This is a genomic window from Streptococcus sp. DFI.7.26 (assembly GCF_022240605.1).
GTDB classification, from domain to species: Bacteria; Bacillota; Bacilli; order Lactobacillales; family Streptococcaceae; genus Streptococcus; species Streptococcus xiaochunlingii.
The window spans coordinates 1-25839 of record NZ_JAKOGN010000009.1 but is presented as its reverse complement, the minus strand read 5'-3'; the positions used below and the strand labels follow the sequence as shown (position 1 = coordinate 25839).

Sequence of the window (25839 nt, the reverse complement as noted above, 5' to 3'; positions counted from 1 at the left end):
GCGCCTCTTTTTTCTCTTGTGTGACTTCTACTTGGGCTTGCCCCAGTAGCTCATCTATGCTATACTAGAAAAATAGTTTGATAATCGAGGTAAAATAATGGAAAATTGGATGGAGAAAAAATGGGTTTCAAATGGTCTGTGGTTACTAATTGGAATACCGTTATTTATAGCGACTCAACTACCCATGATCGCTTTGATCTTGGGGATTGAAAATGCTTGGTCAAATTGGACGATCAATAGTTTGGTCCTTGGGGTCACCATGCTCCTCGTCTATTTGCTTTGGTGGTTTATGAAATGGAGTCCACTTGATTCACTAGATTTTTCACGAATCAAAGGCAGAGATATTGGGCGAAATTTCCTTTATTTTCTCCTGTTGCTGGCCAATAATGCTCTTGGGGTTAACCTTCTTCGACAGTTGGGAGAGGCGACGACAGCTAACCAAGAGACCATCCAAGGGGTGGCTTCCTTGGCCCCTCAGCTGGCAATGGGTTTGCTCATTGTTGTAGTGGCACCTTTAGGAGAAGAAATTATCTGTCGTGCTGTGATTCCCCGCTTGATCTTTAAGGGGAACGAAAAAATTGGTTATTTGGTTGGGGCTCTTGTTTTTGCCTATTTACATACACCAAGTAATCTTGGTTCCTGGATTATCTATGGGGGCATGTCCCTCATCTTGACTTGGGTTGCCTACCGCTACAAACGAGTAGAATATTCGATTTTATTGCACTTTACCATGAATGCTTTTGCCTTTCTGATAACTATTCTGGTTTCTTTTCTTCCCGCTTAAAATATGGTAGAATGATAGGACCAATGGGTTTTATTCAGAAGCTTTGGTAAGCTACCAAAGAAGCATCTAGGCGCAGATAGAGACAAACTCGGAGGTTGGAAAGATTCTAACCTCTTTTCTATGCTTGGTTGGCATTTCTGTAGAAAGATGAAGGAAGATATGTCAAAGAGTGAATGGAGACAACTAGGCAAGGATAGGACACTTCTATGTGGCATCCTCAATGTCACCCCCGACTCCTTTTCAGATGGGGGGCGTTACCAAACGGTAGATAGAGCTCTCGAGCAAGCTCGAAAGTTAATAGCAGAAGGGGCAAGCATACTGGATATTGGTGGGGAGTCCACACGTCCAGGGAGTCATTTTGTGGAAATTCAGGAAGAAATCCAGCGAGTCGTGCCCGTCATTGAAGCGATTCGAGCAGAGAGTGATATCTTGATTTCGGTTGATACTTGGAAGTCAGAGGTCGCTCGTGCAGCCCTAGCAGCTGGCGCAGACTTGGTCAATGATATCACAGGCCTGCTAGGAGATCCGCAAATGGCTGGGGTGATTGCAGAAGCTCAGGCTGGAGCCATTCTTATGTTTAATCCAGTCATGGCTCGTCCTCATCATCCAAGTTCCGTCATTTTTCCGACCTTTGGTTTTGAGCCGGCCTTTTCATCAGAGGAGTTGGCGCAGTTTGAAGGTCTCTCTATCCAAGACTGCATGTGGACCTTCTTTGCTAAGAGCCTTGAGCTAGCAGAGGAGGCGGGATTGAGTCCGGATCAACTCTTCTTAGATCCTGGGATTGGTTTTGGCTTGACCAAGCGGGAAAACCTCCAACTTTTGCAGGACTTAAAAACCATTCATGCTAAGGGGTATCCAATCTTTTTAGGAGTCTCTCGGAAGCGCTTTGTGGTTAATATTCTGGAAGAAGAGGGATTTGAGACTGACCCTGAAACGAAAGAAGTATTCTACAATCGGGATTTGGCATCCAGTCATTTGACGAGTGTGGCTGCCAGCCAAGGGGTAGAAATTGTGCGTGTGCATGATATCCCCCTCCATAAGATGGCGGTAGCTATCGGTAGTGCGATCTACCAAGCCGATCAAGCGCAGGACCTTCATTTGAAACAATATCGCTAAAGAAAAGAGAAGAGATATGACAGTAGATCTCAGTTGGTTAGCTACTTATCGTTCTTCCGAGCCCCATTTTGGCTTGGAGCGAATGGAAGCCCTGCTGGCCTTGAGGGGAAACCCACACTTAGCCTGTCCTGTAATCCATCTAGCTGGGACCAATGGAAAAGGATCGACCCTAGCCCATTTACGGTCTTTACTAGAGGCGAAAGGGTTGCGGGTTGGTGTTTTCTCATCCCCCTATCTAGTTTCCTTTCATGAGCAAATCAGTATCAATGGTCTTCCTATCTCAGATCAGGATTTAGAGACTTATCTGTCCCTCTATCAGGACTTGCTTGCAAAAAACAGTTCTGATCAGACCTTGCTGGGCTTAACCGAGTTCGAGTTGATGACCGTTCTGGCTTTTGATTATTTTGCAGCAGAAAAGCCAGATGTGGTCATTCTGGAAGTGGGCATGGGTGGTCGTCTCGATAGTACCAATGTTTGTCAGCCTATCTTGACAGCCATCACGACGATTGGCCTGGACCATGTGGCTCTCTTAGGTCCGGATTTGGCCTCCATTGCTCGAGAGAAGGCGGGAATCATCAAGGAAAAGATTCCGGTCTTGCTAGGTCGGATGGAACTGGAAGCCCAAGAAGTCATTGTGCAGCGAGCGAACTGCTTATCGGCACCAGTAGAGCTGTTAGGTCAGGACTTTTTAGTTAGCTACCAAGAGTCACTGGCAGACGGGGAAGTTTTTGGCTATCAGAGCCAGTATCGGGAAGAAATGCAACTAAAGACAGGGCTCTTGGGACTTCATCAAGTCGACAATGCTGGACTGGCCCTGGCTCTCTGCGATACCTTCTGTCAAGAAAAGGGGCTCTCTTTCTTAAGCAGAGAAGAAATCCTCCAAGCTTGGGAAGGGGTCCAGTGGCCGGGACGCCTAGAGGTTATTTCGACCCAGCCCCTCATCATTCTAGATGGCGCCCATAATCCGCATGCAGTAGCCCCTCTTGTAGCCACCATAAAAGAACGGTATGGACAGTTGGACAAACAAGTCTTGTTTACCTGTATCCAGACTAAGGCGATTGAGGAGATGCTAGAACTATGGAGCGGATTGGAAAAGAGTCAATTAACCTTGACGACCTTTGAGGATTCACGCGCCTATTCCGTGAGAGACATGCAGGAAATAGCCCATCAAAAAGGCCTGCCTTATCAAGAATGGAAGGTGTTTTTAACCCAATATCTAGAAAGAAAATTGCAACAATCTGATCTCCTCTTAGTGACGGGATCCTTGTACTTTTTGGCTCAGGTGAGAGCCTTTCTAATCGAAGAAATCAGTAGGAGATAACATGGATACAAAGAAAATTCAAGAAGCCGTGAAGATGATTATCGACGCAGTCGGTGAAGACGGAAGCCGTGAGGGCTTGCAAGAAACACCAGAACGCATTGCCAAGATGTACCAAGAGATTTTTGCAGGTCTCAACCAAACTGCGGAAGTCCACCTATCAAAATCTTTTGAGATTGTGGACAACAATATGGTGGTAGAAAAGGATATCTTCTTCCACTCGATGTGTGAACACCATTTCTTGCCCTTCTATGGCAAGGTCCACATTGCCTATATCCCAAATGGGCGCGTAGCGGGCCTCTCTAAGCTAGCTCGGACAGTGGAAGTGTACGCCAAAAAGCCTCAAATCCAGGAGCGCTTGACAGTGGAAATCGCGGATGCCTTGATGGAGTATCTGGGAGCGCAGGGAGCCCTTGTCTGGGTGGAAGCAGAGCACATGTGCATGAACATGCGTGGGGTACGCAAACCAGGGACAGCTACTGTAACGACAGCAGCGCGTGGCTTGTTAGAGACAGATAAAGACCTGAAAAACGAAGCCTATAAACTAATGGGACACTAATCCCTAGATAAACTGAGGTGACGATGGTGGATCAATTACGGATCAAAGATTTGGAAATTTATGCTTATCATGGTGTGTTTTCCGCTGAAAAGGAATTGGGGCAACGCTTTGTCCTGGATGTCTGTGTCGATTATGAGATGACAAAGTCTGCTCGGACGGGCGATTTGACGGCTTCAATCCATTATGGAATCTTAGCAGAGCAACTGACAAATTGGGTTCAAGCTGAGAAAATTGATTTGATTGAGACAGTAGCTTTTCAGCTTGTGGAGAAGATTTTTGCAACCTATGACTTTGTCAAAAAGGCTCGACTGGAGCTGAAAAAACCTTGGGCGCCAGTTCCTCTACCTTTGGATACTTGTTCGGTCACGATTGAACGAGAAAAAAGACGAGCCTTTATTGGTCTGGGAACCAATATGGGCGATAAGGGACAACAGTTGGAGACGGCTGTATCTAGACTAGAAGAAAAGGGGCTTACGATTCTCCAAACCTCTTCTCAGATTGAGACAGCACCTTGGGGAGGGGTCGAGCAGGATAGCTTCCTCAACCAAGTCGTAGAGGTCGAAACTTGGTTTACGCCCCAAGACTTGATTGAGACCTTGCTAGGAATCGAACTAGAAATGGGCCGGATTCGTGAGATCAAATGGGGACCACGGGTCATCGATTTGGATCTCCTTTATATGGAGGATTTGATCCTCTATAGTCCAGATTTGATTCTCCCTCATCCGTATGTGGCAGAACGGGCATTTGTCCTAGAATCCTTGAATGAAATTGCTCCTTACTTTGTGGATCCTGTCCAAAGAAAACAGATCCGACAACTGTGGGAGGCTGTGAAAGAAACATAAGGTAGTTGACCCTTAGGTCAACTACCTTTTTTACCTTGACAGGTTGACTGAGCAGGAGTATACTATGCATAAATAGATTAGGGGTAGGTGGGCGTCATGAAATCTTATCTTGTAAAATGGTTGATCGCGATTGTCTTGGCTGTTTTTTTCCTTTGGTTGAGTTTGGAAACGGACTTACTGCCAAAAGAAGCGTATCCCCTTCTCCTTGTCCCGATACTGATTGTGGGCCTCTATCTTTTTAAGGAGAGGTAACTCTCCATCCAATTAAACTATGAAAAATCCCCTGGGTGCCAACTGGTTCAGGCACTCAGGGGATTTTTTGTATATGGAGCTAGGACCAACGGTCTAGCCTTGCCTTTCTTTATTTGCGGTACAAGCGATCGTATTGGTAAACTGGATCCATGGTCACATGAATGCCCAGTTTGCGAAGAACGTTCTTATCTTCGTCTGTCAACATGACTGTTGAATGGGCTTCGCTCCCTTTCAATCGACCCAATTCTTGCATGGCAAGATTTGCCTCTGGATGGTTCATGGCGGTAATGGCGAGGGCGATGAGGATTTCATTTGAGTGGAGGCGAGGGTTGCGACTGCCCAAGTGGTTGATCTTCAAGCCTTGGATTGGTTTCACATATTCTGGCTCAATCAACTTGGTTTCTTTATCAATATGGGCCAATTTCTTGATGGCGTTGATGAGAACAGCTGCCGTTGGACCAAATAAGTCAGAAGTCTTACCTGTCACGGTTTCTCCGTTCGGCAATTCCAGTGCCAAGGCAGGTTCACCGGTTTCTTCCTCTTTTTGACGGGCAAGGACGGTGACTTGGCGGTCTTTTGGTGAAATGCCTAAGTCATTCATCAAGAGTTCAATTTTCTTAATAGCTCCGTTTCCGACACGCTCTGCCTTCACATCTAGAATGGTTTGGTAGTAACGGCGGATAATTTCTTGCTTAGAGGCTTCAATCGCTGCGTCATTGTCCACGATGGCAAAGCCGACCATGTTCACACCCATATCTGTTGGGGAAGCGTAAGGAGATTCTCCAAGGATGCGTTCCAACATCCGCTTCAAGACAGGGAAGATTTCGATATCCCGGTTGTAGTTGACCGTTGTTTCGCCATAGGTTTGGAGGTGGAATGGGTCAATCATATTGACATCGTCAAGGTCTGCAGTAGCAGCTTCATAGGCCAAATTCACTGGGTGATGCAAAGGCAGGTTCCAAACTGGGAAGGTTTCAAATTTAGCATAACCAGATTTGATGCCATTTAATTGGTCATGGTACATATTGGACATGCAAGTGGCCAATTTACCAGAACCAGGACCAGGAGCTGTCACGACAACGAGATTGCGGCTAGTCTGAATATAGTCGTTTTTCCCCATTCCCTCAGGAGAAATGATGTGATCCATATCCGTTGGGTAGCCCTTGATTGGGTAGTGGAGGTAAGAGGCGATGCCATTCTTTTCCAACTGTTTACGAAAAACATCTGCGGCTGGTTGACCAGCATACTGAGTGATGACGACAGAACCAACATAGATGCCCAATTCGTTGAATTTATCGATCAAGCGAAAGACCTCTTGGTCATAAGAGATTCCTAGGTCACCACGCGCTTTTGAATGCTCGATGTTGCTGGCATTAATGGCAATGACAATCTCCACTTGGTCACGAAGTTCTTGGAGAAGTTTAATTTTATTGTCCGGTTCATAACCAGGGAGTACGCGGGCAGCATGGAAATCTTCCAGCATTTTTCCTCCAAACTCTAGGTAGAGCTTACCATCAAATTGGTTGATCCGTTCGAGGATGTGATCGCGTTGCAAATTCAAATACTTTTCGGAACTAAAAGCTTGTTTCTTCATTTAAACCTCCAATAAAGAAGCGAGGGTGGTCTTTAGCGGTGCTCCGCCTTCCACGTAAGGAAAGGGGAGTGCAAAAGAACACCCGTTGCAATATTCATTCAGTATTATATCAAAAAAACCCCAAAATGGGGGTTTAAAACAATTATTTTGGGAAAATATTAATAATTCTTAATTAAATCAACGGTTGAACGATCCAATTTTTTAACCAAGGCTTGAAGGAAAGATTGGGCTTGAAGGAAGTCATCCATGGCATAGAGGGTTTGGTGAGAGTGGATGTAGCGCGCACAGACTCCGATGGTAGTAGATGGGACTCCGCCACTTCGTAAGTGGGCTACTCCAGCATCCGTTCCCCCTTTTCCACAGTAGTATTGGTACTTGATGCCTGCTTCTTCAGCAGTGGTGAGGAGGAAATCCTTCATATTTGGTAACATGAGGTGACCTGGGTCAAAGAAACGAAGGAGGGTTCCTTCTCCGATGGCCCCTTGGCCTGCGTAGACATCTGCCGCTGGAGAACAGTCAACAGCCAGGAAGATTTCCGGATCAAACTTGGTCACAGAAGTCCCAGCACCGCGCAGTCCGACTTCTTCTTGGACAGTCGCTCCGACATAGAGCTCGTTTGCTAGGGCTTGTCCAGAGAGGGCTTGTGCCAATTCGCTGACCATCAAGACCCCATAACGGTTGTCCCAAGCTTTGGAGATGATGTTTTTCTGATTGGCTGTTAAGATTGCAGTGCTTTCAGGGACCAAGGTGTCGCCTGGACGGATTCCAAAGCTCTCGGCTTCTTCTTTGTTGGCAAAGCCGCCATCAAAGACAATATCCCCGATTGCTGGAAGAGCAGGACCGTTTGCGCCACGCGTCAAATGCGGAGGAACAGATCCAGAAATGACAGGGTAGGAATGGCCATCGCGGGTCAAAAGGGTGAAACGTTGGCTGCTGACCACCATCGGGTTCCAACCACCAATTTCAACCACGCGGAAGGTGCCGTCTGCCTTGATCTCACTGACCATAAAGCCAACTTCATCCATATGGCCGGCGACCATGATGCGAGGAGCATCAGTCGCTTCTGAGTGGCGTACCCCAAAAATACTTCCCAAGCCGTCTGTGACCACTTCATCCACATGTGGAGTGATCTGTTTGCGTAGATAATCGCGAACAGGCGCTTCATGGCCGGAGATGGCAGGAAGTTCTGTTACTTCTTTGATTTTAGAAAATAAATCAGTCATAAGTTACCTTCTTTCTGATTGTTATTTTATCACTTTTTTAGTCGAGATGGTAGTGGCAGTTGACGGGAATGAAAGCAGATTGTCATGATGGGGGGATCTATTCTCCTTCGTTGTCCCAGCTTGTATTTTGTGTTACAATATGAGGTATGAAAGCAAAAAAAATCATTTTAACCAGCCTTGCAGTAGCTAGTGCAAGTGCTCTAGCCCTTGGGGCCTATAAAATTGCCAAAGATCAAAAACGTCTGCGGACGCAAGAAGAGTTAGTCGCAGAAGTCCGTGAGCAAATGGAGAATATGGGGAAGATTGCGACCCTTTATGTGGAACTCTATGAATCAAGCGAAGAGCGTCTGGTAGGAGGGCTCATTTTTGAAGATGAGCGCCACTATCGCTTTGTCTATGAAGAGGGCCTCCTTCACTATGAAGAGGAAAAACTATGATCATTCCACAGTCCTTAGAGGAATTAGCCCGCTACGTCGAGCAAGAAGGAAAGAAGGTTTTCTTCTTTTCAGCGGATTGGTGTGGCGATTGCCGGTATATCCAGCCCTTTTTGCCAGAGATTGAAGCAGACAACCCTGAATTTACCTTCATTTTGGTTGACCGAGACCAGTATCTAGACCTGGCTAAGCTTTGGGATATCTATGGCATTCCGAGTTTAGTGGTCCTAGACAAGGATCGGGAACTGGGGCGTTTCGTCAATCGTGATCGCAAAACCAAGGCTCAGATTTCAGAATTTTTAGCAGGATTGAAGTAGGAGAAAGAGAAAGAATGATTGTAACCTATAATAAAGAACAAGTCGGTGATGTCTTAATGCTCACCTTGAAAAATAGTGGGGATGCCAAGTTAGCAGTCGAGCGCAAAGGCAAAGTAGCCCGTGTCTACCGTGAAGACAAGCAAGAAACAGTGGCCTGGAATATTTTTGAGGCTTCGACTTTCTTTGCCCTTGACGGCAAGGGGCAACTTTTCTTGAGTGATGAGCAAGTTGCACGCCTCAATCAAGAATTACAAGCTGAAGGATTTGCAGAGGTCTTGGTTAATGACAAGGAGCCTAAGTTTGTCGTGGGGCAAATCGTTGAAATGGTTGCTCATCCAGATAGTGACCACCTCAACATCTGCCAAGTGGCTGTTGGACTAGACAAGACGGTTCAGATCGTAGCAGGTGCACCAAATGCGCGTGAAGGCCTCAAGACAATCGTGGCTCTACCAGGTGCGATGATGCCAGATAGCAGCTTGATTTTCCCAGGAGCCCTTCGTGGAGAAAAGAGCTTTGGCATGATGTGTAGCCCACGCGAATTGCACTTGCCAAATGCACCACAAAAACGTGGTATTATTGAATTGCAGGATACAGAAGAGGTGGGAACTCCATTTGACCCCGCTCGTCACTGGCAAGGATAAGAGAGTGGGACAGAAATCCGGCCCCTCAATTGTCTTTGGATTGTCGAGCAAGACGCAGTGGTTGAGTGGGCTCTACTACGCTGATTTCATCAGCTTTTACAGCCCTACTCAACTGTGCGGAGGTGGGACGACGAAATCGAATTCTAACGAATTACCGATTTCTGTCCCACTCTCTTTTTTTTATTTTTTCCTCAAATAGCTAGAAAACTACGAATTATATAAGTAGGAGGAAGAAATATGTACAATAAAGTAATTTTAATCGGGCGCCTTGTGGCTGACCCGGAGCTTCATAAGACCAGTACGGATAAGTCCGTTGCGCGTGCGACCCTGGCTGTCAATCGGCGTTACAAGGATCAAAATGGCGAGCGTGAGGCGGACTTTATCACCCTAGTGGTCTGGGGGAAATTAGCAGAGACCCTTGTATCCTATGCCAACAAGGGGAGCTTGCTCTCAGTAGATGGCGAGCTTCGAACCAGACGTTATGAGAAGAATGGGACGACCCAATATGTGACAGAAGTGCTCTGTCAAGGATTCCAGCTCTTAGAAAGTCGCGCTCAACGAGCGATGCGGGCTAATGGAGCAGGAGGAGATTTAGCGGATCTGATCCTCGAAGAGGAAGAGCTTCCATTTTAACAGAAGAAAACGGTGCAGCTGGTCAGCTGTGTCGTTTTTTCTTTTTCGAAACTTCTTACTGAAGTTGTAGGGAGAAGTTATTATCTAGATAGAGACGTAAAACGCATTCATTTCCGAGAGACCTTCAAGCTCTTGGTAAAAAATGCTATAATAAAAGGTATTAAATGCGAACGAAAATGTTTGATGTAGCAAAATAATCCGTTTTTAAGAGGAGAAGAGATGGAATTAGAAGAGGAAATCGTTCAAAAGAAACGGAATCGAGCGATGATTTATGCGATATTTTGGAGCCTGATTTTTGTGGTAGTGGTCATCTACTTGAATGCTAGCCAACTAAAACCGGTAAAAGGGCAGATGCGGATTGGTGTGACCTACATGACCATGAACAATGAATTCTACCAAACACTGAATGCAGAGATTGAACGAGTGGCTGACGAAAAAGGGGATTTGCTTCTAGTTCGTAATCCAGAATTGGACGAGGAAAAACAAAGTCAGCAAATAGATTATTTTCGTCAACAAAAGGTCAATGTGATTGTGATTAACCCCGTAAAAGGAGATAGCCCTAAAATCATTGCTTCCCTGAAGCGAGCTCAAGAGGCAGGGATTAAAATCATTGCAGTGGATAGTCAGCTCAGCCATTTCACGGTGGATGCCAGTGTAGTGTCGGATAATTACCAAGCCGGGGTCTTGGTCGCCCAGCGTCTGATGAAGCAGAAAAATGAGGCGAAGATCCTACTCTTAGAGCATAAGGGGACGGTATCGGCAGAGCAACGGATCCAAGGGTTCTTAGACACCATTCAGTCGGAGCCTGCCTATCAGGTTGTTGGGAGAGAAGAGACCCGTGGTCAAACGGAATTGGCCTTACCAGCTGTTTCCCAGGTCATTCAGGATGGTCTGGTATTTGATACGGTCGTGGCCTTAAATGATCGGGCAGCTATCGGAGCCCTAGCGGCCATCAAGGAAAACCGATTAGCTCAGCCGATTTCTATCTATGGAATCGATGGCTCTCCGGATATGAAAGTTTTGCTCTCGACGACGGATGATATCGAAGGAACGGTTGCCCAATCTCCTCTTAAAATGGGGAGACAGGTGATGCAAGTGATTGAGTGCATGAGGACAGGTAAATCCTACAAGGAACAGTATAAGATTCCAGTAGAGATGATTGATAAGGATAATGTTGACCACTATGATGTCAACGGGTGGCAGTAATGACCAAGCTTCGTGGCATTCGGTATAGTTTGATTTTGCTAAAAATCATTAATTTTATCGCCATCTTATTTAGCAGTTCCCTCTACTTGCATGCGACCAATTACATCATTGCCAAGGGGCAGGGCTATCAATTGTTGGAGCAATTAAGAGAAATACCAAGTTCCCCCGCTCAGAACTTTTGGATCTCCATCCTCCTCTTTGGAGGGATTCTTCTCATTACCTTTTATCGGATGCGCCCAGGGACACAGGAGTGGTCGGTTTTTGACAAGTGGAATATCCTAGAAATACTGCTGATGTTAGGCGTCATGATGTCCCTCAGCTTCTCCTACAATGGGATCATCCTTTTGGTATTTGCTGATATCTTTTACGGTTCTAAGGAGTTTAGTAGTTCCAAGGACAGGCGCTACTGGTTTGCCTTTATCCTTCTGAGTTTCATTGTCCTCCTTGTGACCAACTATGACATCCTCTCTCTTGTCGTGCAGTTGCCGTCGCTAGATACCTATATCGCCTTCTATCCTTCATCGATTCGGATGCTCATCCTATTCGCTAAAAATGCGCTAGCTTCCTTAAATATGGTTGTCTTTATTATTTCTCTTCTCTTTTACATTTTATCGGTAGTAGCAGAGCACCATCGAATCGAAAAAGAGTTAGAAATGGTATCGCAGGTCAATACGGAATTAAATAGCTACATGGCCCTTTCGGAAAAGATTGCGGAGGACCGGGAGCGCAAGCGGATCGCACGAGAGATTCACGATACTCTGGGCCATGCCTTGACGGGCATTTCTGCAGGGATTGATGCGGTTGGGGTTCTGATTGATATTGATCCTGGTCGCGCCAAGACCCAGCTGCAATCGGTCTCTACGGTGGTACGAGATGGAATCAAGGACGTCCGGGGGTCTTTGAACAAGCTGCGACCAGGTGCCCTGGAGGATCATACCTTGAGGGATGCAGTTTTGAAATTGGTTCACGAATACCAAGCCATTTCCCACCTACAAGTCGATCTGACCTATGACTGGGATGAGGTGGATCTAGATGTCATGGTGGAGGATACTGTCTTTCGAGTGATTCAGGAGTCCATGACCAATTCTGTCCGCCACGGTCATGCCAGCCACATGCAGATTTTCTTTTTGGTGGAAGATGCCTATGTCATGATTCTCCAAGATAATGGGGTCGGCTTTGACCAACTGCAGGTCGGCTACGGCTTGAAGCAAATGCGAGAGCGGATCTCTATCTTGGGAGGAAGGATCGAATTTGCCAATCGAAATGGATTTTATACACGAATTGAATTGCCCAAAGAAAAAGGAGGAAATCTTTTATGATCAAAGTAATGATTGCGGATGATCAAGCGCTGATTCGCGAATCGCTCCAAATTATTTTGTCTGCTCATCAAGATATTCAGGTGACTTCTGCAGTGGCAGATGGTCATGAGGTGCTAGAGCGAATCCCCCAAGATCGACCAGATGTTGTATTGATGGATATTCGTATGCCTAAGATGGATGGTGTGATGGCGACAAAAGAAGTCAAGGAACGCTTCCCTGAGGTAAAAATCATCATTCTAACCACCTTCGACGATGATGATTTCATCTTTCGGGCTCTGAAATATGGAGCTTCAGGGTATTTGCTCAAAGGGGCTTCCACAGAGGAACTCTACCAAGCCATTCAAATTGTCTATCATGGGGGAGCCATGATTAACCCCAATATTGCCAGTAAGGTTTTTCAGATTTTTTCTCAGATGGCTCAGAGCAATTATACAATCTCCGTTTCTGAAGAATATGTGAGCGACTTATCCCTGACCGAATGGCGGATCATCCAGCAGGTTGGTTTTGGGGAGTCTAATAAGGAAATCGCAGCCAAATTGTTCCTATCTGAGGGAACGATTCGGAATTACCTATCAACCATTTTGTCTAAGTTGAACTTGCGGGATCGGACCCAGTTGGCTATTTGGTCTGTTCAAAAAGGTGTGACCACTAAGGACTTTGGAACAGAAAGTGATAGCCGATGAAGAAAAAACGTAAGATTCGAGGCTCCAGATTGTTTCTAGGCTTGCTTTTGCTTTTTCTACTTGCTGGTGGGATTTGGTGGCAGCAACAGCCTAGGATTGTCCGTTTGGGGGTCTACGCGGGCTCTAGCTGGGATGTGCCCACCCAAACAGAAGAAAAAGTCTTGGACCAAGCGATTGCTCGTTTCGAAAAAACGCATCCAGGGGTAAAGATTGTCTACGAAAGCGGAATTCCGAAGAATCGATATGCGAGCTGGTTAGCCAATCAGATCCTCCATGGGCAGGAGCCCGATCTCTATATGGTATCCAGTACAGAGCTCCCAGTGTTAGCAGCGCGTGGGGCGGTGGAAGATTTGACCCCCTTGATGGGCGAACAGGTCGATCCTTCTCATTTTTATCCAGTCGCCCTAGAAGCAGGCAAGTACAAGAATCATCAATATGCCCTCCCATTTGAGAGCAATCCTGTTTTGATGTGTGTCAATAAGGATTTATTGGAAAAGGAAGGGATTGCTATTCCAAAAGAGGGGTGGACTTTGGAGGAATTTTATACGATTTGTCAAAAGGTGACCAGGGATACGGATGGAGATGGTGAGCTGGATCAGTTTGGAAGTACAGATTATACCTGGCGGGAGGCTTTGGCAGCCCATGGGGGCCAGCTTTTCCGTCAGGACAGTATTAATCTTACGAGTAAAGAAATGAAGCGCTCGCTCTATTTTGTCGAAAAACTCGAAGCCCTTCATGGCAACTTCAATGTCACTTCTAAGGATTTTGATGAAGGCAAGGTCGCTTTTTATCCGATGACCTTGGCCCAGTACCGAACTTATAAACCTTATCCCTATCATGTTGCCAAATATTCAAATTTCACTTGGACCTGTATCCCTATGCCCGGGGCTTCTGGATCAACTCCGTCAACCTTAGTGGATACGTCCTTGTTTGCTCTGTCTTCTCGGGCCAGTGCTAGCAAGGAGGCCAAGGAATTCATGGAATTTTTGACCCAGGACCAGCAGGTCCAGCAGGACCTCTTCCGGCAGTCGCAGGGGACCTCTGTCCTCCCTTCGGTGGTCAATAGTTCGGAAAGTCGGGACCTTCTTAAAGCGGATGATTTCGGGGTTGATTCCTTGACGAATCGGACCCTGGACCAGATTATGAAAAAGGCTGTCCTAAGTACTCCTGGCAACCTACCCGATGATATCTGGGATCGATTGGATTATTTGATTTATAATGCTCTAAAAGCAAAGGATATTGATAATCAATTGCCTCAAATTCAAAAGATTATTGAGGAAATGCTTCGGGAGAAGTTTCGTTAAGAGCAACTAGGCATCTGTCAAGTGACAGATGTCATTTTTTTATTGACAGATGTCAACTTTTCTTTGTGACAAATGACAATAGTAAAACGCTTTCAAAAACAATACAATAAGGTCATCATAAAGGAGGAGAAAGGATGAAGTATCTGGTATTGGTCAGTCATGGTGGACTGGCAGAAGGTCTGAAAAGTTCGCTGGCAATGTTTGCTGGGGATAAGATAGATCAGGTGATTGCGGTCGGACTGAAAGAAGGCAAATCGGTAGATGATTTTGCTCATGATTTTCGTCAGGCGATTTCCCATTTAACAGATGAGGACTCTGTCTTAGTTCTAGCAGACATTGTAGGTGGCAGTCCTTTGACAACGGCAGCGACAGTGCTAGAGGAGCAAGGAAAGCTGAGTACAGCCTTGATCTTAGGTGGAATGAACTTGACCATGGCGTTGACAGCAGTTGTGATGAAGGACATGATGGAGGGGGCTGATTTAGCCCAGGTGATTTTATCCGAAGCTTCCACTGCCTTGCAAGAATTTGCCCTTGCCCCGGTAGAGGGTGACGATGAAGAAGATGATGATATTTAACTAAGGGAGGTTAGAAAATGGTAGTATCATTTGTACGGATTGACGACCGTATGATCCACGGTCAAACAGTAACTCGATGGGCTAAAGAAAAGCCTTGTGATGGCTTGATCGCTGTCAACGACGCAGCAGCTTCTAATAAGGTCTTGATCCAAGCCTATAAAGGGGCTTCAGATAAAAAAACCTTTGTCTGGACCAAGGAAGCTTTCAAAGAAAAATCTGCAAAAGTAACGGAATCAGAAACTCGCTATTTCTTGATTACTAAGAACCCCATCGATATGAAAGAAATTTTGGTAGACCAAGGGTTTGTCCCAGGCGATGTCAAAGAAATCATTGTCGGTCCTGCAAATGACCGTCCGGGTGCTGTGAAATTGGGAAATAACCAATCCATCACCCAGGAAGAAGCAGAAGCCATCGAAGCCATTCAGGCTGCAGGCTACAAGGTGAAATTCCAGTTGCTTCCAGATGTATCCATCGGTTACTGGGATGATTTTAAATCAAAATTCGGATTCTAGAGAGGGGAGTATCCTAGCTCTTCGTCACTAAACTATACTTACAAACAAAAGGAGCGTTTGTTATGACAATTTCATGGATTCAAGCAATCTTGCTTGGTATTTTCGCCAGCTTGTCTTCAATGCCTGGTATGGGTGGTTCCAGTATCGGGAACTATACACTTGGTCGTCCCCTAGTTGGTGGGTTGATCTCAGGGTTAATCCTTGGAGATGTGACAACCGGTATCATGGTCGGGGTTGCCCTTCAGGTCGTTTATATCGCTTTGGTAACACCTGGTGGAACTGTATCTGCCGATGTACGGGCTATTTCTTATATCGGAATTCCTCTTTCCATCTTATTTGTTCATGCCAACAATATTACTGGTGAGGCAGCAATTGCAGCGGCAGCAGCCCCAATCGGTGCAGCCGTTGGGACTATCGGTACCGTTCTTTTCTACGGTACTGCAACCATGAACTTGCTTTGGCAACATATCGGTTGGAAAGCCGTTGAAGAAGGAAACTTCAAAAAACTCTACGCAGTTGACTGGGTTTACCCATGGATTTCTCACTTCCTCTTCTCCTTCCTTCCAACGATGATTATCACCAAATACGGTGAAAACATGGTGGATTTGATGAAACAATACCTTCCAATGGATGGTTACTGGATGAAAGCCCTCTTTACAGTCGGTGCCCTTCTTCCATGTGTCGGTATTGCCATCCTCTTGAAGCAAATCGTTACAGAAGTGAGAGACTTCATTCCATTCTTTGTTGGATTTACCTTGGCAAAATCTCTTGGCTTGAACTTGGTAGCGAGTGCGGTAGTTTCATTGATTTTTGCAGTGATCTACTATGAACTTGAAGTGATTAAAACAATGAAAGTCGTCCCTGCTGGAGCAAATGACTTTGACGATGATGAGGAGGATATCTAAGATGGCTGATAAAAAGAAAATTTCAAAGAAAACGCTAACCAAAGCATTCCATCATTGGTATTATGGTCACTTGACCTGTTTCTCTCAAGAACACATGCAAACCTTTGGGTATTTGACTTCGATGCTTCCAATCGTGGAAGAAATGTATGATTCCAAAGAAGAACAAAAAGAAGCCATGCAAACCTATACAGCCTTCTTCAACACTGAGCCCCAACTAGGATCTCTTGTTGTAGGGATTACAGCTGGTTTGGAAGAAGCGCGTGCCAATGGAGAAGCAGTAGATGGCGAAACCATCAACGGGATGCGTGCTGGTTTGATGGGTCCAATCGCTGGGATTGGGGACTCCTTGGTTGTTGGGACCTTAATCCCTGTACTTCTCGGGATTGCCCTTGGTCTTTCTAAAGGCGGAAACATTGCAGGGGCTCTCTTCTATATCGTCGTTTGGAACCTCTTGGTCTACTTAGGCATGCGTTTCGCCTTCTTCAAAGGGTATCACTTAGGGGACAAGGCTGTTGAATTCCTTGTAGGACCAAAAGGACAAGCCCTTCGTAAAGCGATTAGTGTGGTCGGTGGTATGGTCATCGGTGCCGTAGCAGCGACTTGGGTCTCTGTTACAACAGCCCTCGAATTCAAAAATGCTGACGGAGAAGCCTTCCTTAAAATCCAAGAAAAGATTGATGGCGTCTATCCAGGTCTCTTGACTGCTGCCTTTATCACGCTTTGCTGGTGGCTCATGGCGAAGAAGAAAGTCTCACCAAACAAGGTCATGCTTCTCTTAGTCATCATCGCCTTAGCTGGGGTAGCTCTTGGAATCTTTGATCCAGGTCTCAAATACTAAGAGAAAACTGGAAACAGTTTATTGCAACCGGAGCATTGAGAATGAAGTACGTGACCTCCTTTACGAATACTTCATTCTCAATTTTTATTGAAGGAGGCATCTATGCACACCAGACAAGAATTAATAAAAGGGTATGAGACGGAAATTCGCTACCAACGCCATATGTTGGAAAACTTGGGTCGCTGGTTTAGTGTGCTCTTTCTCATGGCCAGTATTGGTGGACTGCTGATTTATTTCTTTCACAAGACTTCCCTCCTATTTTTGATCTTAGGTAGCTTGGTCGCCCTGATTGGAATAGCAGGGATGTTGCTAGTGGGGTATGGGATGTATCGTGGTCGAGCCAACTTACAAAAAGTCATCCAAGCTTACCAACAAAAACTAAATTTGGTTGGCTAGAAATCGAAAACACTTCGAAGAGATTGAGGTGTTTTTTTCTTGACTATTTTTGACCAAGTGATACAATAGAAACATGAGTTAGCACTCGATGTTGAAGAGTGCTAAAATACAAGAACGGAGGAATGACATGTTAAAACCATTAGGAGACCGCGTGGTCTTGAAAGTAGAAGAAAAAGAGCAAACAGTCGGTGGCTTTGTCATCGCAGGAGCAAGTCAAGCTGAAACCAAAACAGCAGAAGTCATCGCTGTAGGTGAGGGAGTTCGGACCCTCAGTGGCGAGTTGGTAGCACCAAGTGTCAAAGTCGGTGATACGGTCTTGGTGGAAAATCATGCAGGCGTTGATGTGAAAGACGGCGATGAGAAGTACACGATTGTTGGGACTGCAAGTATTCTTGCCATTGTTGAAGCCTAAAGAATCAGAAAGGAGAAAGATGTATGTCAAAAGAAATTAAATTTTCATCAGATGCTCGTGCAGCCATGGTCCGTGGGGTGGATATCCTAGCAGATACTGTGAAAGTGACCTTGGGACCAAAAGGTCGCAATGTGGTCCTTGAAAAATCATTTGGGTCACCATTGATCACCAATGATGGGGTGACCATCGCCAAAGAAATCGAATTGGAAGACCACTTCGAAAATATGGGTGCCAAATTGGTATCAGAAGTTGCTTCGAAGACCAATGATATCGCTGGAGACGGAACAACCACTGCGACTGTCTTGACCCAAGCCATCGTCCGTGAAGGGATCAAGAACGTTACAGCAGGTGCGAATCCAATCGGTATCCGTCGTGGGATTGAAGCAGCGGTTGCAACAGCTGTTGAAGCCTTGAAAAACAATGCCATTCCAGTTGCTAATAAAGAAGCTATCGCCCAGGTTGCGGCTGTCTCTTCTCGCTCTGAAAAAGTCGGTGAATACATCTCAGAAGCCATGGAAAAAGTGGGCAACGACGGAGTGATCACGATTGAAGAATCTCGTGGAATGGAAACAGAGTTGGAAGTCGTTGAAGGAATGCAGTTTGACCGTGGTTACCTCTCTCAATACATGGTCACTGATAATGAAAAAATGGTGGCAGACCTTGAAAATCCTTATATCTTGATCACCGACAAGAAGGTGTCAAACATCCAGGAAATCCTGCCATTGCTTGAAAGTATCCTTCAAAGCAACCGTCCGCTCTTGATTATTGCGGATGATGTGGATGGAGAAGCTCTCCCAACGCTTGTCTTGAACAAGATTCGTGGAACCTTCAATGTCGTAGCTGTTAAGGCTCCTGGATTTGGAGACCGTCGCAAAGCTATGCTAGAAGACATCGCGATCTTGACAGGTGGTACTGTTATCACAGAAGATCTCGGTCTTGAGTTGAAAGATGCGACCATCGAGGCGCTCGGTCAAGCAAGTAAAGTGACAGTGGACAAAGATAGCACAGTCATTGTAGAAGGTGCAGGAAATCCTGAAGCTATCGCTAACCGTGTGGCCGTGATCAAATCACAAATTGAAACCACAACGTCAGAATTTGACCGTGAAAAACTCCAAGAACGCTTGGCCAAATTGTCTGGTGGCGTTGCAGTCATCAAGGTCGGAGCTGCAACTGAAACGGAGTTGAAAGAAATGAAACTCCGCATCGAAGACGCCCTCAATGCGACACGCGCAGCGGTTGAAGAAGGAATTGTTGCCGGTGGTGGTACGGCCCTTGCCAATGTTATTTCTGCAGTTGAAACCCTTGAATTGGAAGGGGACGAAGCGACAGGACGCAACATCGTGCTTCGCGCCTTGGAAGAGCCTGTACGCCAAATCGCCCACAATGCAGGATATGAAGGGTCAATCGTCATCGATCGCTTGAAACATGCAGAAGTCGGAACAGGCTTCAATGCTGCAACAGGTGAATGGGTCAACATGATTGAAGCAGGAATTATCGACCCAGTGAAGGTGAGCCGTTCAGCCCTTCAAAATGCGGCTTCCGTAGCGAGCCTTATCTTGACGACCGAAGCAGTGGTAGCCAACAAACCAGAACCAGCTCCAGCAGCACCGGCTATGGATCCAAGCATGATGGGTGGGATGATGTAATCTGATACCAATGATTGGTGCTAAAGCACCGAATCATTGGACGGTAGCCGCTTTGTTGCGGCCTACCTAATCATCTTACTAAGAAAACAAAGAAGGCATTATCGGCCTTCTTTATTTTCTGTCGTAATCTGTGTGCTTGATTGAGGCTATGCTTCTAATCATTTGACGCCAACCGCTATCAGGCGGTTTGGCTAAACGTCTTACTAGCTCAAAGAGGTTGGCAAGTCTCCAATCCTCAATCGATCATTGGATGAACTGATTATTCTAATCTTTTCTTTGTGGCAGAAGGATGCATATTTATATATATTACGAAAGTTTGTGAAATAAATTTGGCTGAAGCCGGTCTTTTCTACAGGTCGGTTTCCTTTATTGAAGAAACTAAGATCAATCCGATGGGGATCAGAGCCGTCATTTGAGGTGCGGATTTTTGTTTACATATAGTGAAATCACGGGGAGGACACCCTTTGAAGCAGGTAGATAGATAGTTGATATTTTGAAGTAACCTGCCTGTTCGATATTTGGAATAAAAATGCAATACAAATTCCTTTATTTTGTAACAAAGATGCGTTAAAATATATTAAGTAGAAAAAGTTCTACATTAGAGCAAGGGGGGAATACTTCCCACATACATGTCTAAAGACAAAAACTTGATCGAATAAATTAAAACTTTTGATTCTTAATTTTTATCGACCTTTTTCATATTAAACTTTTTCATCCACCCCTTGCTAAGGCTCTTCCAGATTTTTCTGGGGGAGTTTTTTGTATTTCATAAACATTTCACATTTCTCCTCTATAATGAAAGCAACAAATGATGAAAGCGAGCCCAGTTGCTATCAATAAACTGGGGAGTCTTTCTTTTAGATGGAGGTAGGAGATGTTTCTCTTGCAACAGGCAATCGCCTATATTTCTCGAAAAAGAACGAGGAATCTGGTCCTCTTTCTGATTCTCTTCTTGATCCTCTCTTGTTTGTATTTCTGTTTTTCACTGATGCAAGTGGGAGGAAGACTGGAGGACCATATTAAACAGTCGGCTGGGACCAGTTTTGCCCTGACCAGTAAACAGGGGAATACTCCCTTTGCTCTGAAGGAAGCTGAAAAGGTGCGGCAACTGGCTGGGGTAGGAGGCATGGTTCCTCAATATGAAAGTCCCGTTCGCATTCTTGGTAAAGAAGCGGTGACTGGGCAGCAGTCGGTGGAACGGGATGATCTGGGTCAGGAAGCCAAGCAAGCGCTAGGCGCTGTCTTCACCCAGAAGACAGACCAGCACCTGGATTTTCGCAGTGGCAGTTTCCAACTGGTGCAAGGCAAGCACTTATCTGATAAGGCTCGTGGCCAGATCTTGATCCACCAAGAGTTGGCTAAGAAGAACAAGCTAAAGGTCGGAGATTCCTTGACCTTATCCAGCTTTCAGATGGGAGAGACTCCTGCCAAAGAGCAAACCTTTAAAATCGTTGGAATCTTTTCGGGTAAGAAACAGGAAAAATTCACAGGAATGACCTCTGATCTGAGTGAGAATCAAGTCTACCTCCCTTATGAGGATGCGACTAAGCTTCTTGGTCTCAGTCAGCAAGAAGTGACCCAGGCCACCTTTGGCGTCAAAGATCCTGAGAAAATCGATGCCCTCTTGAAGCAAGTCAAAAGCTTGGATCTGGATTGGCAATCGCTACGCGTGGTCGAAGATCGCAAGGCCTTTGACCAGATGAAGGAATCCTCTCAGACCTTAGAAGGCCTGGTACGGATCATGATGATCGTCCTCCTAGTGACTGGAGCCGGTGCCCTATCGCTCTTACTCAGTCTCTGGACACGGGAGCGGATCCATGAAATCGGGGTGCTCTTATCCATTGGGAAGAGCAAGGGTCGGATCTTTAGACAGTTCCTCTTGGAGGTGGTGCTGGTATCCTTACTAGCGGTGATCCCAGCCTTTCTCATCGGACGGATGGTCAGCCATCGTTTCTTAGAGCAGTTTGTCGGACAGACCGGTCAACAGCAGACCCTAGACTTGCTCAACCAAATCCCTCAAGGCCTTTCCTTAGGAATCGCCTATGCTAGCCTCTTATGCTTGATCCTTCTGTCGCTCGGTGTAACTACCAGCATGATCTGGCGCAAGACCCCAAAAGAAATATTAACAAAAATGAGTTAAGGAGAAATGACACATATGTTAGAACTCAAGAATGTAGCCTATAGTTACCAAAGCTATAGTGAAGATATCCTCTCAAATGTGAACTATCAGTTCGAAAATGGGACATTTTACAGTATTATTGGCCAGTCGGGAACTGGGAAATCAACCCTCCTCTCCCTCCTAGCTGGTCTGGACAATCCCAAGAAGGGGCAGGTTCTCTTTGATGGGGAGGACATTCAGACCAAAGGGTCTAGCTACCATCGCAAGCACCATGTTTCCTTGGTTTTTCAGAATTACAATCTGATTGATTATTTGACGCCACTTGAAAATGTCCGCCTGGTCAACAAACAAGCTGGGAAAGAGATTCTCTTGGAATTGGGATTGGACGAAACGCAAATCAAACGCAATGTCCTCCAACTATCCGGAGGGCAGCAGCAACGGGTGGCCATTGCGCGTGCGCTCGTTTCAGAAGCACCTGTCATCTTGGCTGATGAGCCGACGGGAAACCTAGACGAACAGACAGCAGGTGATATCATTGCCATTTTGAAGAAGTTGGCCAAGGAACGCCAAAAATGTGTCATCGTCGTCACCCACAGTAAGGAAGTGGCAGAAGCCTCCGATGTGGTCTTGGAATTGAGTCGTCGTAGCCTCGTTGAGAAGAGCAAGTAAGGAGGGAATGCTATGTTGCGAAATGCTTTTGCTTATATCACACGTAAATGGCCCAAGTCTCTCTTGCTATTTGCCATTATTCTCCTCATGGGGACCTTGAGCCTGATCGGACTCTCTATGAAGGGAGCGACCCAACAAGCTTCATCGGAAAGTCTGGGATCCATCACCAATAGCTTCTCCATGCAGATCAACCGCCGGACCAATCCGGGAACCCCTCGGGGGGCTGGGAATCTCAGAGGAGAGGATATCGAAAAAATCAGTCAGGTAGAGGGGATCACCTCCTCCATCAAGCGGATCAATGCCATCGCAGATATCCTAGACCACGAGATCATTGAGACTGAAGAAACCCTGCAAAATCAATCTCCAGAGCGGGCTAAACACTTCAAGAATACCTTGATGGTGACAGGGGTCAATGACTCTTCAAAAGAAGATAAGTTTGTCTCTGGAGCCTACAAGCTGGTCCAAGGGGAGCACTTGACAGATAAGGACAAAAACCAAATCCTTATGCACGAAGATTTGGCGAAAAAGAATGGCCTCAAGGTAGGCGATAAGGTGCGCCTCAAGTCCAATCTCTATGATGCTGACAATGAAAAAGGTGCCAATGAAACCGTCGAAGTGACCATTAAAGGCTTGTTCTCAGGAAAAAACCAAGCTCCTCTAACCTACGCCCAAGAGTTGTATGAAGATACCCTCATTTCTGACCTAGATACAGCTGCAAAGCTCTATGGCAATACTGTCCAAACAGCTACCTATGAGGATGCGACCTTCTTTGCCAAAGGGGATCAGGACCTGGATAAATTGATCGAAAAAATCAAAGCCTTGGATATCCCATGGAATTACTTTGACTTGGTTAAGAGCTCATCCAACTACCCAGCCTTGCAAAAATCGATCAGCAGCATGTTCCAAGTGGCGAACTACTTGTTTATCGGCAGCCTCATCTTTGCTAGCTTGCTTCTCACCCTTCTCCTCGTCTTGTGGCTCAATGCCCGTCGCAGAGAAGTGGGTATCTTGCTGGCTTTAGGACTTTCTAAGGTGCAGATTGCGGGACAATTCGTGGCAGAATTAGTCATGATTTCCATCCCAGCCTTCCTCCTCTCCTATGGAGTTGCAGGACTTCTTGCCAAAGGAGTCGGAGATACGGTGCTTAAGAACGTAACCAGTGGCATTGCTAAACAAATGGCTCAAGAATCCTCTGCAGCCAACCTTGGTGGAGGAGCTGAGGCAGAAAGCTTCAGTAAGACCCTGACTGATATCCATATGGATATCCAACCGAGCCAATTGTTGGTGATTGTCTTGGTCGGTGGGCTCCTCTTGATCCTGGTTTCCATCCTTTCTTCTCAATGGCTCTTGCATAAGAAACCAAAGGAACTCTTGGTGGATGTCGAATAAGAGATTGTTTCCTAAAATAGAAATAGGGTATAATAGGAGGTAGAAGAAGTTTCTTAGATAAAAGGAAAGTGTATGAAGATACTAATCGTAGAAGATGAAGTCCTGATCCGCGAAGGGATGAGCGACTATCTCATGGAATGTGGCTATGAGGTCTTTGAAGCAGGTGATGGGCAGGAGGCCCTGGACCTCTTTCTCAGAGAGATACCAGATCTGGTCTTGCTGGACATCCAGCTCCCTATCCTCAATGGCTTGGAAGTGCTTAAGGCCATCCGGAAGACCAGCTCAGTCCCTGTCCTCATGTTGACGGCCTTCCATGACGAGGACTATAAGTTGACGGCCTTTGGAGAGTTGGCAGATGGCTACCTGGAAAAACCCTTTTCCTTGTCCCTCTTGAAGGTCCGCATCGAAGCTATTTTTAAAAAGCTCCAGCCTTCCCGGGTCTTCATCTATGGAGAGGCACGGGTGGATTTTGAGAGCTACACAGCCAGCCTAGCTGGTCAAGCTATCTCCATGAATGCCAAGGAGTTGGAAATCTTGGAATACTTGCTCCAGCATGAGGGCAAGGCCCGGACCCGCTCTCAGATCCTCGATGCCGTCTGGAAGGAGACGGAGGAGATTCCTTTTGACCGGGTGATCGATGTCTATATCAAGGAACTACGAAAAAAACTGGAGCTGGACTGTATCGTTACGGTACGCAATGTCGGCTATAAATTGGAGAGACCATGACCAAACGGAGTATCTTTGCAAAAATCTTTCTGATCACCTTTGCCCTTTTTAGTAGCTTAGTCATCCTTCTACACGCTTCGGTTTACTTTATTTTCCCATCGACCTATATCGAGTCTCAGCGCCAGACGATTTTGAAGAAATCACAGGCCTTGGCCAAAAGTTTTCAAGGCCAGGAAGAAGGGACCATTGAGTCGGTCATCGACCTTTATTCCAAGACCAATGATATCAAGGTGTCTATCAAAGGAAAGCAAAAACAAAATGCCATAGAGGTCAAGGATGACCTGCTCCTGAACCCTGACAGCCAGAACAATTCCCTGGTCATTGAGGAGCGAAAGATCCAGACTAAAGAGGGGAAGGACTTGACCTTGCAATTCTTAGCAACTGTCGATTCCCAAAAGGAAGCGCGGGACATCAGTCTGGGCTTTCTTCCCTATAGTCTCCTCGCTTCCTTTGTTCTGTCACTGATTGCCTCCTATCTCTATGCCCGCCTGATTTCTGCTCCGATCCTTGAGATCAAGCAGATGACCAAGCGGATGAAGCGACTGGATCGGACGGCCAGTCTTCCCATTCATTCGCAGGATGAGATCGGCGTCCTCAAGCAACAGATCAACGACCTCTATCACCATCTCCTAGAAGTGATCGACAATCTAGAGCAGCAGAAACAGGAAAATCTGAAGTTGGAGCAGATGAAGGTCGAATTCCTACGGGGGGCCTCGCATGAGCTCAAGACGCCGCTAGCCAGCTTGAAGATTATCCTAGAAAATATGCGGGATAAGATTGGCCGCTACAAGGATCGGGACCGCTACCTGTCGGTCTCCCTCGATATCGTCGATGAGATGAACCAGATCGTCCTAGAAATCCTGTCCCTGTCCTCTGTCCAAGAATTGGCCGGTAACAAGGAGTGGATCCAGCTGGATCAGGTCGTAGAGCAGATCCTCGACCAGTACAAGGTCTTGGCTCAATCCCGCGCGCTCACGATTGACAATCAGATCCCTGACAAAGCCGTCTATATGGACCCAGCGATTCTGAAATTGGTTCTCTCAAATGTCATCAGTAATGCCGTTAAGCATTCGGATGCGGGTGGAGAGATCCAGCTCCGTCTCGAAGAGGAAGGGACGCACTTGGCGATTGAAAATGCCAGCCAGGAAATGGTAGAGACCGCCGAGCTGCCAATGACCGCTAGCCGTCAGAAGAAGGAAGGAGGTCTGGGACTCTTCGTGGTCCAACACTTGCTAGACCATGAAGAACTGGCCTACCAATTTGATAAAACAGCTATGGGCTTGCGCTTCCGTATGGAGCTGCCCAAGGAGCCACAAGAATAAAAAGAGGCTGGGACAAAAGTCCTAGCCTCTCAATTATTTTTGGATTGTTTAGCAAGACGCAGTGGTTGAGTGGGCTCTACTACGCTGATTTCATCAGCTTTTACA

General features: G+C 46.1%; 28 protein-coding genes. 26 read left to right on the top strand and 2 right to left on the bottom strand.

Translation table 11 applies throughout. The features are described from left to right. The first annotated feature begins 109 nt into the window (after positions 1-109). From L0M85_RS07670 to L0M85_RS07645, 6 genes are all read left to right on the top strand, one after another. The gene (locus L0M85_RS07670; protein ID WP_238656784.1) at positions 110-784 is read left to right on the top strand and encodes a type II CAAX endopeptidase family protein; all 675 of its coding nucleotides are present in this window, start codon (positions 110-112) and stop codon (positions 782-784) included. Positions 785-943: 159 nt separating this feature from the next. Next, positions 944-1900, top strand: a complete 957-nt coding sequence (gene folP, locus L0M85_RS07665) for a dihydropteroate synthase (protein WP_238656783.1) — start codon at positions 944-946, stop codon at positions 1898-1900. A gap of 16 nt (positions 1901-1916) precedes the next feature. Then, the gene (locus L0M85_RS07660; protein WP_238656782.1) at positions 1917-3221 is read left to right on the top strand and encodes a folylpolyglutamate synthase/dihydrofolate synthase family protein; all 1305 of its coding nucleotides are present in this window, start codon (positions 1917-1919) and stop codon (positions 3219-3221) included. Between the two features lies 1 nt (position 3222). After that, positions 3223-3777, top strand: coding sequence for a GTP cyclohydrolase I FolE (folE, locus tag L0M85_RS07655; RefSeq protein WP_006595126.1), 555 nt, complete (start codon positions 3223-3225; stop codon positions 3775-3777). A 26-nt stretch (positions 3778-3803) separates the two neighbouring features. Next, a complete protein-coding gene (gene folK, locus L0M85_RS07650) occupies positions 3804-4619 on the top strand; it encodes a 2-amino-4-hydroxy-6-hydroxymethyldihydropteridine diphosphokinase (RefSeq protein WP_040803178.1) in 816 nt (271 codons plus the stop codon). Between the two features lie 96 nt (positions 4620-4715). After that, positions 4716-4871, top strand: a complete 156-nt coding sequence (locus L0M85_RS07645) for a hypothetical protein (protein WP_006595124.1) — start codon at positions 4716-4718, stop codon at positions 4869-4871. A gap of 109 nt (positions 4872-4980) precedes the next feature. Here L0M85_RS07645 and L0M85_RS07640 read toward each other — a convergent pair whose 3' ends face one another. Next, positions 4981-6465 carry a DUF1846 domain-containing protein gene (locus tag L0M85_RS07640; RefSeq protein WP_238656781.1) on the bottom strand — a complete coding sequence of 495 codons (1485 nt, stop codon included), beginning with the start codon at positions 6463-6465 and terminating at the stop codon, positions 4981-4983. 158 nt (positions 6466-6623) lie between these two features. Next, positions 6624-7688 carry a glutamyl aminopeptidase gene (gene pepA, locus L0M85_RS07635; protein ID WP_238656780.1) on the bottom strand — a complete coding sequence of 355 codons (1065 nt, stop codon included), beginning with the start codon at positions 7686-7688 and terminating at the stop codon, positions 6624-6626. 146 nt (positions 7689-7834) lie between these two features. On the opposite strand from pepA, the gene L0M85_RS07630 reads away from it, so the two are divergent. The 20 genes from L0M85_RS07630 (at position 7835) to L0M85_RS07535 (ending at position 25734) form a co-directional block, all read left to right on the top strand. Continuing rightward, positions 7835-8125: a DUF4651 domain-containing protein gene (locus tag L0M85_RS07630; protein WP_238656779.1), complete on the top strand. Its 291-nt coding sequence runs from the start codon at positions 7835-7837 to the stop codon at positions 8123-8125. Beyond that, the gene (locus tag L0M85_RS07625) at positions 8122-8439 is read left to right on the top strand and encodes a thioredoxin family protein (RefSeq protein WP_195214330.1); all 318 of its coding nucleotides are present in this window, start codon (positions 8122-8124) and stop codon (positions 8437-8439) included. The genes L0M85_RS07630 and L0M85_RS07625 overlap by 4 nt, the downstream gene beginning before the upstream one ends. 14 nt (positions 8440-8453) lie before the next feature. Next, positions 8454-9080 (top strand): YtpR family tRNA-binding protein, encoded by a 627-nt coding sequence (ytpR, locus tag L0M85_RS07620; RefSeq protein ID WP_238656778.1) that lies wholly within the window; start codon positions 8454-8456, stop codon positions 9078-9080. Positions 9081-9317: 237 nt separating this feature from the next. After that, entirely contained in the window at positions 9318-9713 is a 396-nt protein-coding gene (locus tag L0M85_RS07615) for a single-stranded DNA-binding protein (RefSeq protein WP_006595118.1), read from the top strand. Between the two features lie 219 nt (positions 9714-9932). Then, complete coding sequence (locus tag L0M85_RS07610) at positions 9933-10919, top strand: substrate-binding domain-containing protein (protein WP_238656777.1); 987 nt, start codon at positions 9933-9935, stop codon at positions 10917-10919. Beyond that, positions 10919-12238, top strand: a complete 1320-nt coding sequence (locus L0M85_RS07605; protein WP_238656776.1) for a sensor histidine kinase — start codon at positions 10919-10921, stop codon at positions 12236-12238. Before L0M85_RS07610 ends, L0M85_RS07605 begins: the two co-directional genes overlap by 1 nt. Continuing rightward, complete coding sequence (locus tag L0M85_RS07600) at positions 12235-12921, top strand: response regulator transcription factor (protein WP_006595115.1); 687 nt, start codon at positions 12235-12237, stop codon at positions 12919-12921. The genes L0M85_RS07605 and L0M85_RS07600 overlap by 4 nt, the downstream gene beginning before the upstream one ends. Beyond that, on the top strand, positions 12918-14225 hold the full coding sequence (locus L0M85_RS07595; protein WP_238656775.1) for an extracellular solute-binding protein: 1308 nt from the start codon (positions 12918-12920) through the stop codon (positions 14223-14225). The genes L0M85_RS07600 and L0M85_RS07595 overlap by 4 nt, the downstream gene beginning before the upstream one ends. Positions 14226-14359: 134 nt before the next feature. Beyond that, complete coding sequence (locus tag L0M85_RS07590; protein WP_006595113.1) at positions 14360-14800, top strand: PTS fructose transporter subunit IIA; 441 nt, start codon at positions 14360-14362, stop codon at positions 14798-14800. 17 nt (positions 14801-14817) lie between these two features. Then, positions 14818-15312, top strand: coding sequence for a PTS sugar transporter subunit IIB (locus L0M85_RS07585; protein WP_006595112.1), 495 nt, complete (start codon positions 14818-14820; stop codon positions 15310-15312). 62 nt (positions 15313-15374) lie between these two features. Then, on the top strand, positions 15375-16217 hold the full coding sequence (locus L0M85_RS07580; protein WP_048690546.1) for a PTS sugar transporter subunit IIC: 843 nt from the start codon (positions 15375-15377) through the stop codon (positions 16215-16217). Then, positions 16201-17055 (top strand): PTS system mannose/fructose/sorbose family transporter subunit IID, encoded by an 855-nt coding sequence (locus tag L0M85_RS07575; protein WP_042361448.1) that lies wholly within the window; start codon positions 16201-16203, stop codon positions 17053-17055. Before L0M85_RS07580 ends, L0M85_RS07575 begins: the two co-directional genes overlap by 17 nt. Before the next feature lie 102 nt (positions 17056-17157). Beyond that, a complete protein-coding gene (locus tag L0M85_RS07570; protein WP_048690545.1) occupies positions 17158-17451 on the top strand; it encodes a hypothetical protein in 294 nt (97 codons plus the stop codon). A gap of 127 nt (positions 17452-17578) precedes the next feature. Then, entirely contained in the window at positions 17579-17863 is a 285-nt protein-coding gene (groES, locus tag L0M85_RS07565; protein ID WP_048690539.1) for a co-chaperone GroES, read from the top strand. A gap of 23 nt (positions 17864-17886) precedes the next feature. Continuing rightward, on the top strand, positions 17887-19509 hold the full coding sequence (gene groL, locus L0M85_RS07560) for a chaperonin GroEL (protein ID WP_120701336.1): 1623 nt from the start codon (positions 17887-17889) through the stop codon (positions 19507-19509). Positions 19510-20383: 874 nt separating this feature from the next. Continuing rightward, entirely contained in the window at positions 20384-21649 is a 1266-nt protein-coding gene (locus L0M85_RS07555) for an FtsX-like permease family protein (RefSeq protein WP_238656774.1), read from the top strand. A gap of 6 nt (positions 21650-21655) precedes the next feature. Further along, positions 21656-22297, top strand: a complete 642-nt coding sequence (locus L0M85_RS07550) for an ABC transporter ATP-binding protein (protein WP_023027590.1) — start codon at positions 21656-21658, stop codon at positions 22295-22297. 12 nt (positions 22298-22309) lie between these two features. Further along, complete coding sequence (locus tag L0M85_RS07545) at positions 22310-23686, top strand: ABC transporter permease (RefSeq protein WP_238656773.1); 1377 nt, start codon at positions 22310-22312, stop codon at positions 23684-23686. A gap of 72 nt (positions 23687-23758) precedes the next feature. Then, complete coding sequence (locus L0M85_RS07540; protein WP_238656772.1) at positions 23759-24412, top strand: response regulator transcription factor; 654 nt, start codon at positions 23759-23761, stop codon at positions 24410-24412. After that, positions 24409-25734 (top strand): HAMP domain-containing sensor histidine kinase, encoded by a 1326-nt coding sequence (locus L0M85_RS07535; RefSeq protein WP_238656771.1) that lies wholly within the window; start codon positions 24409-24411, stop codon positions 25732-25734. The genes L0M85_RS07540 and L0M85_RS07535 overlap by 4 nt, the downstream gene beginning before the upstream one ends. Positions 25735-25839: the final 105 nt, after the last annotated feature.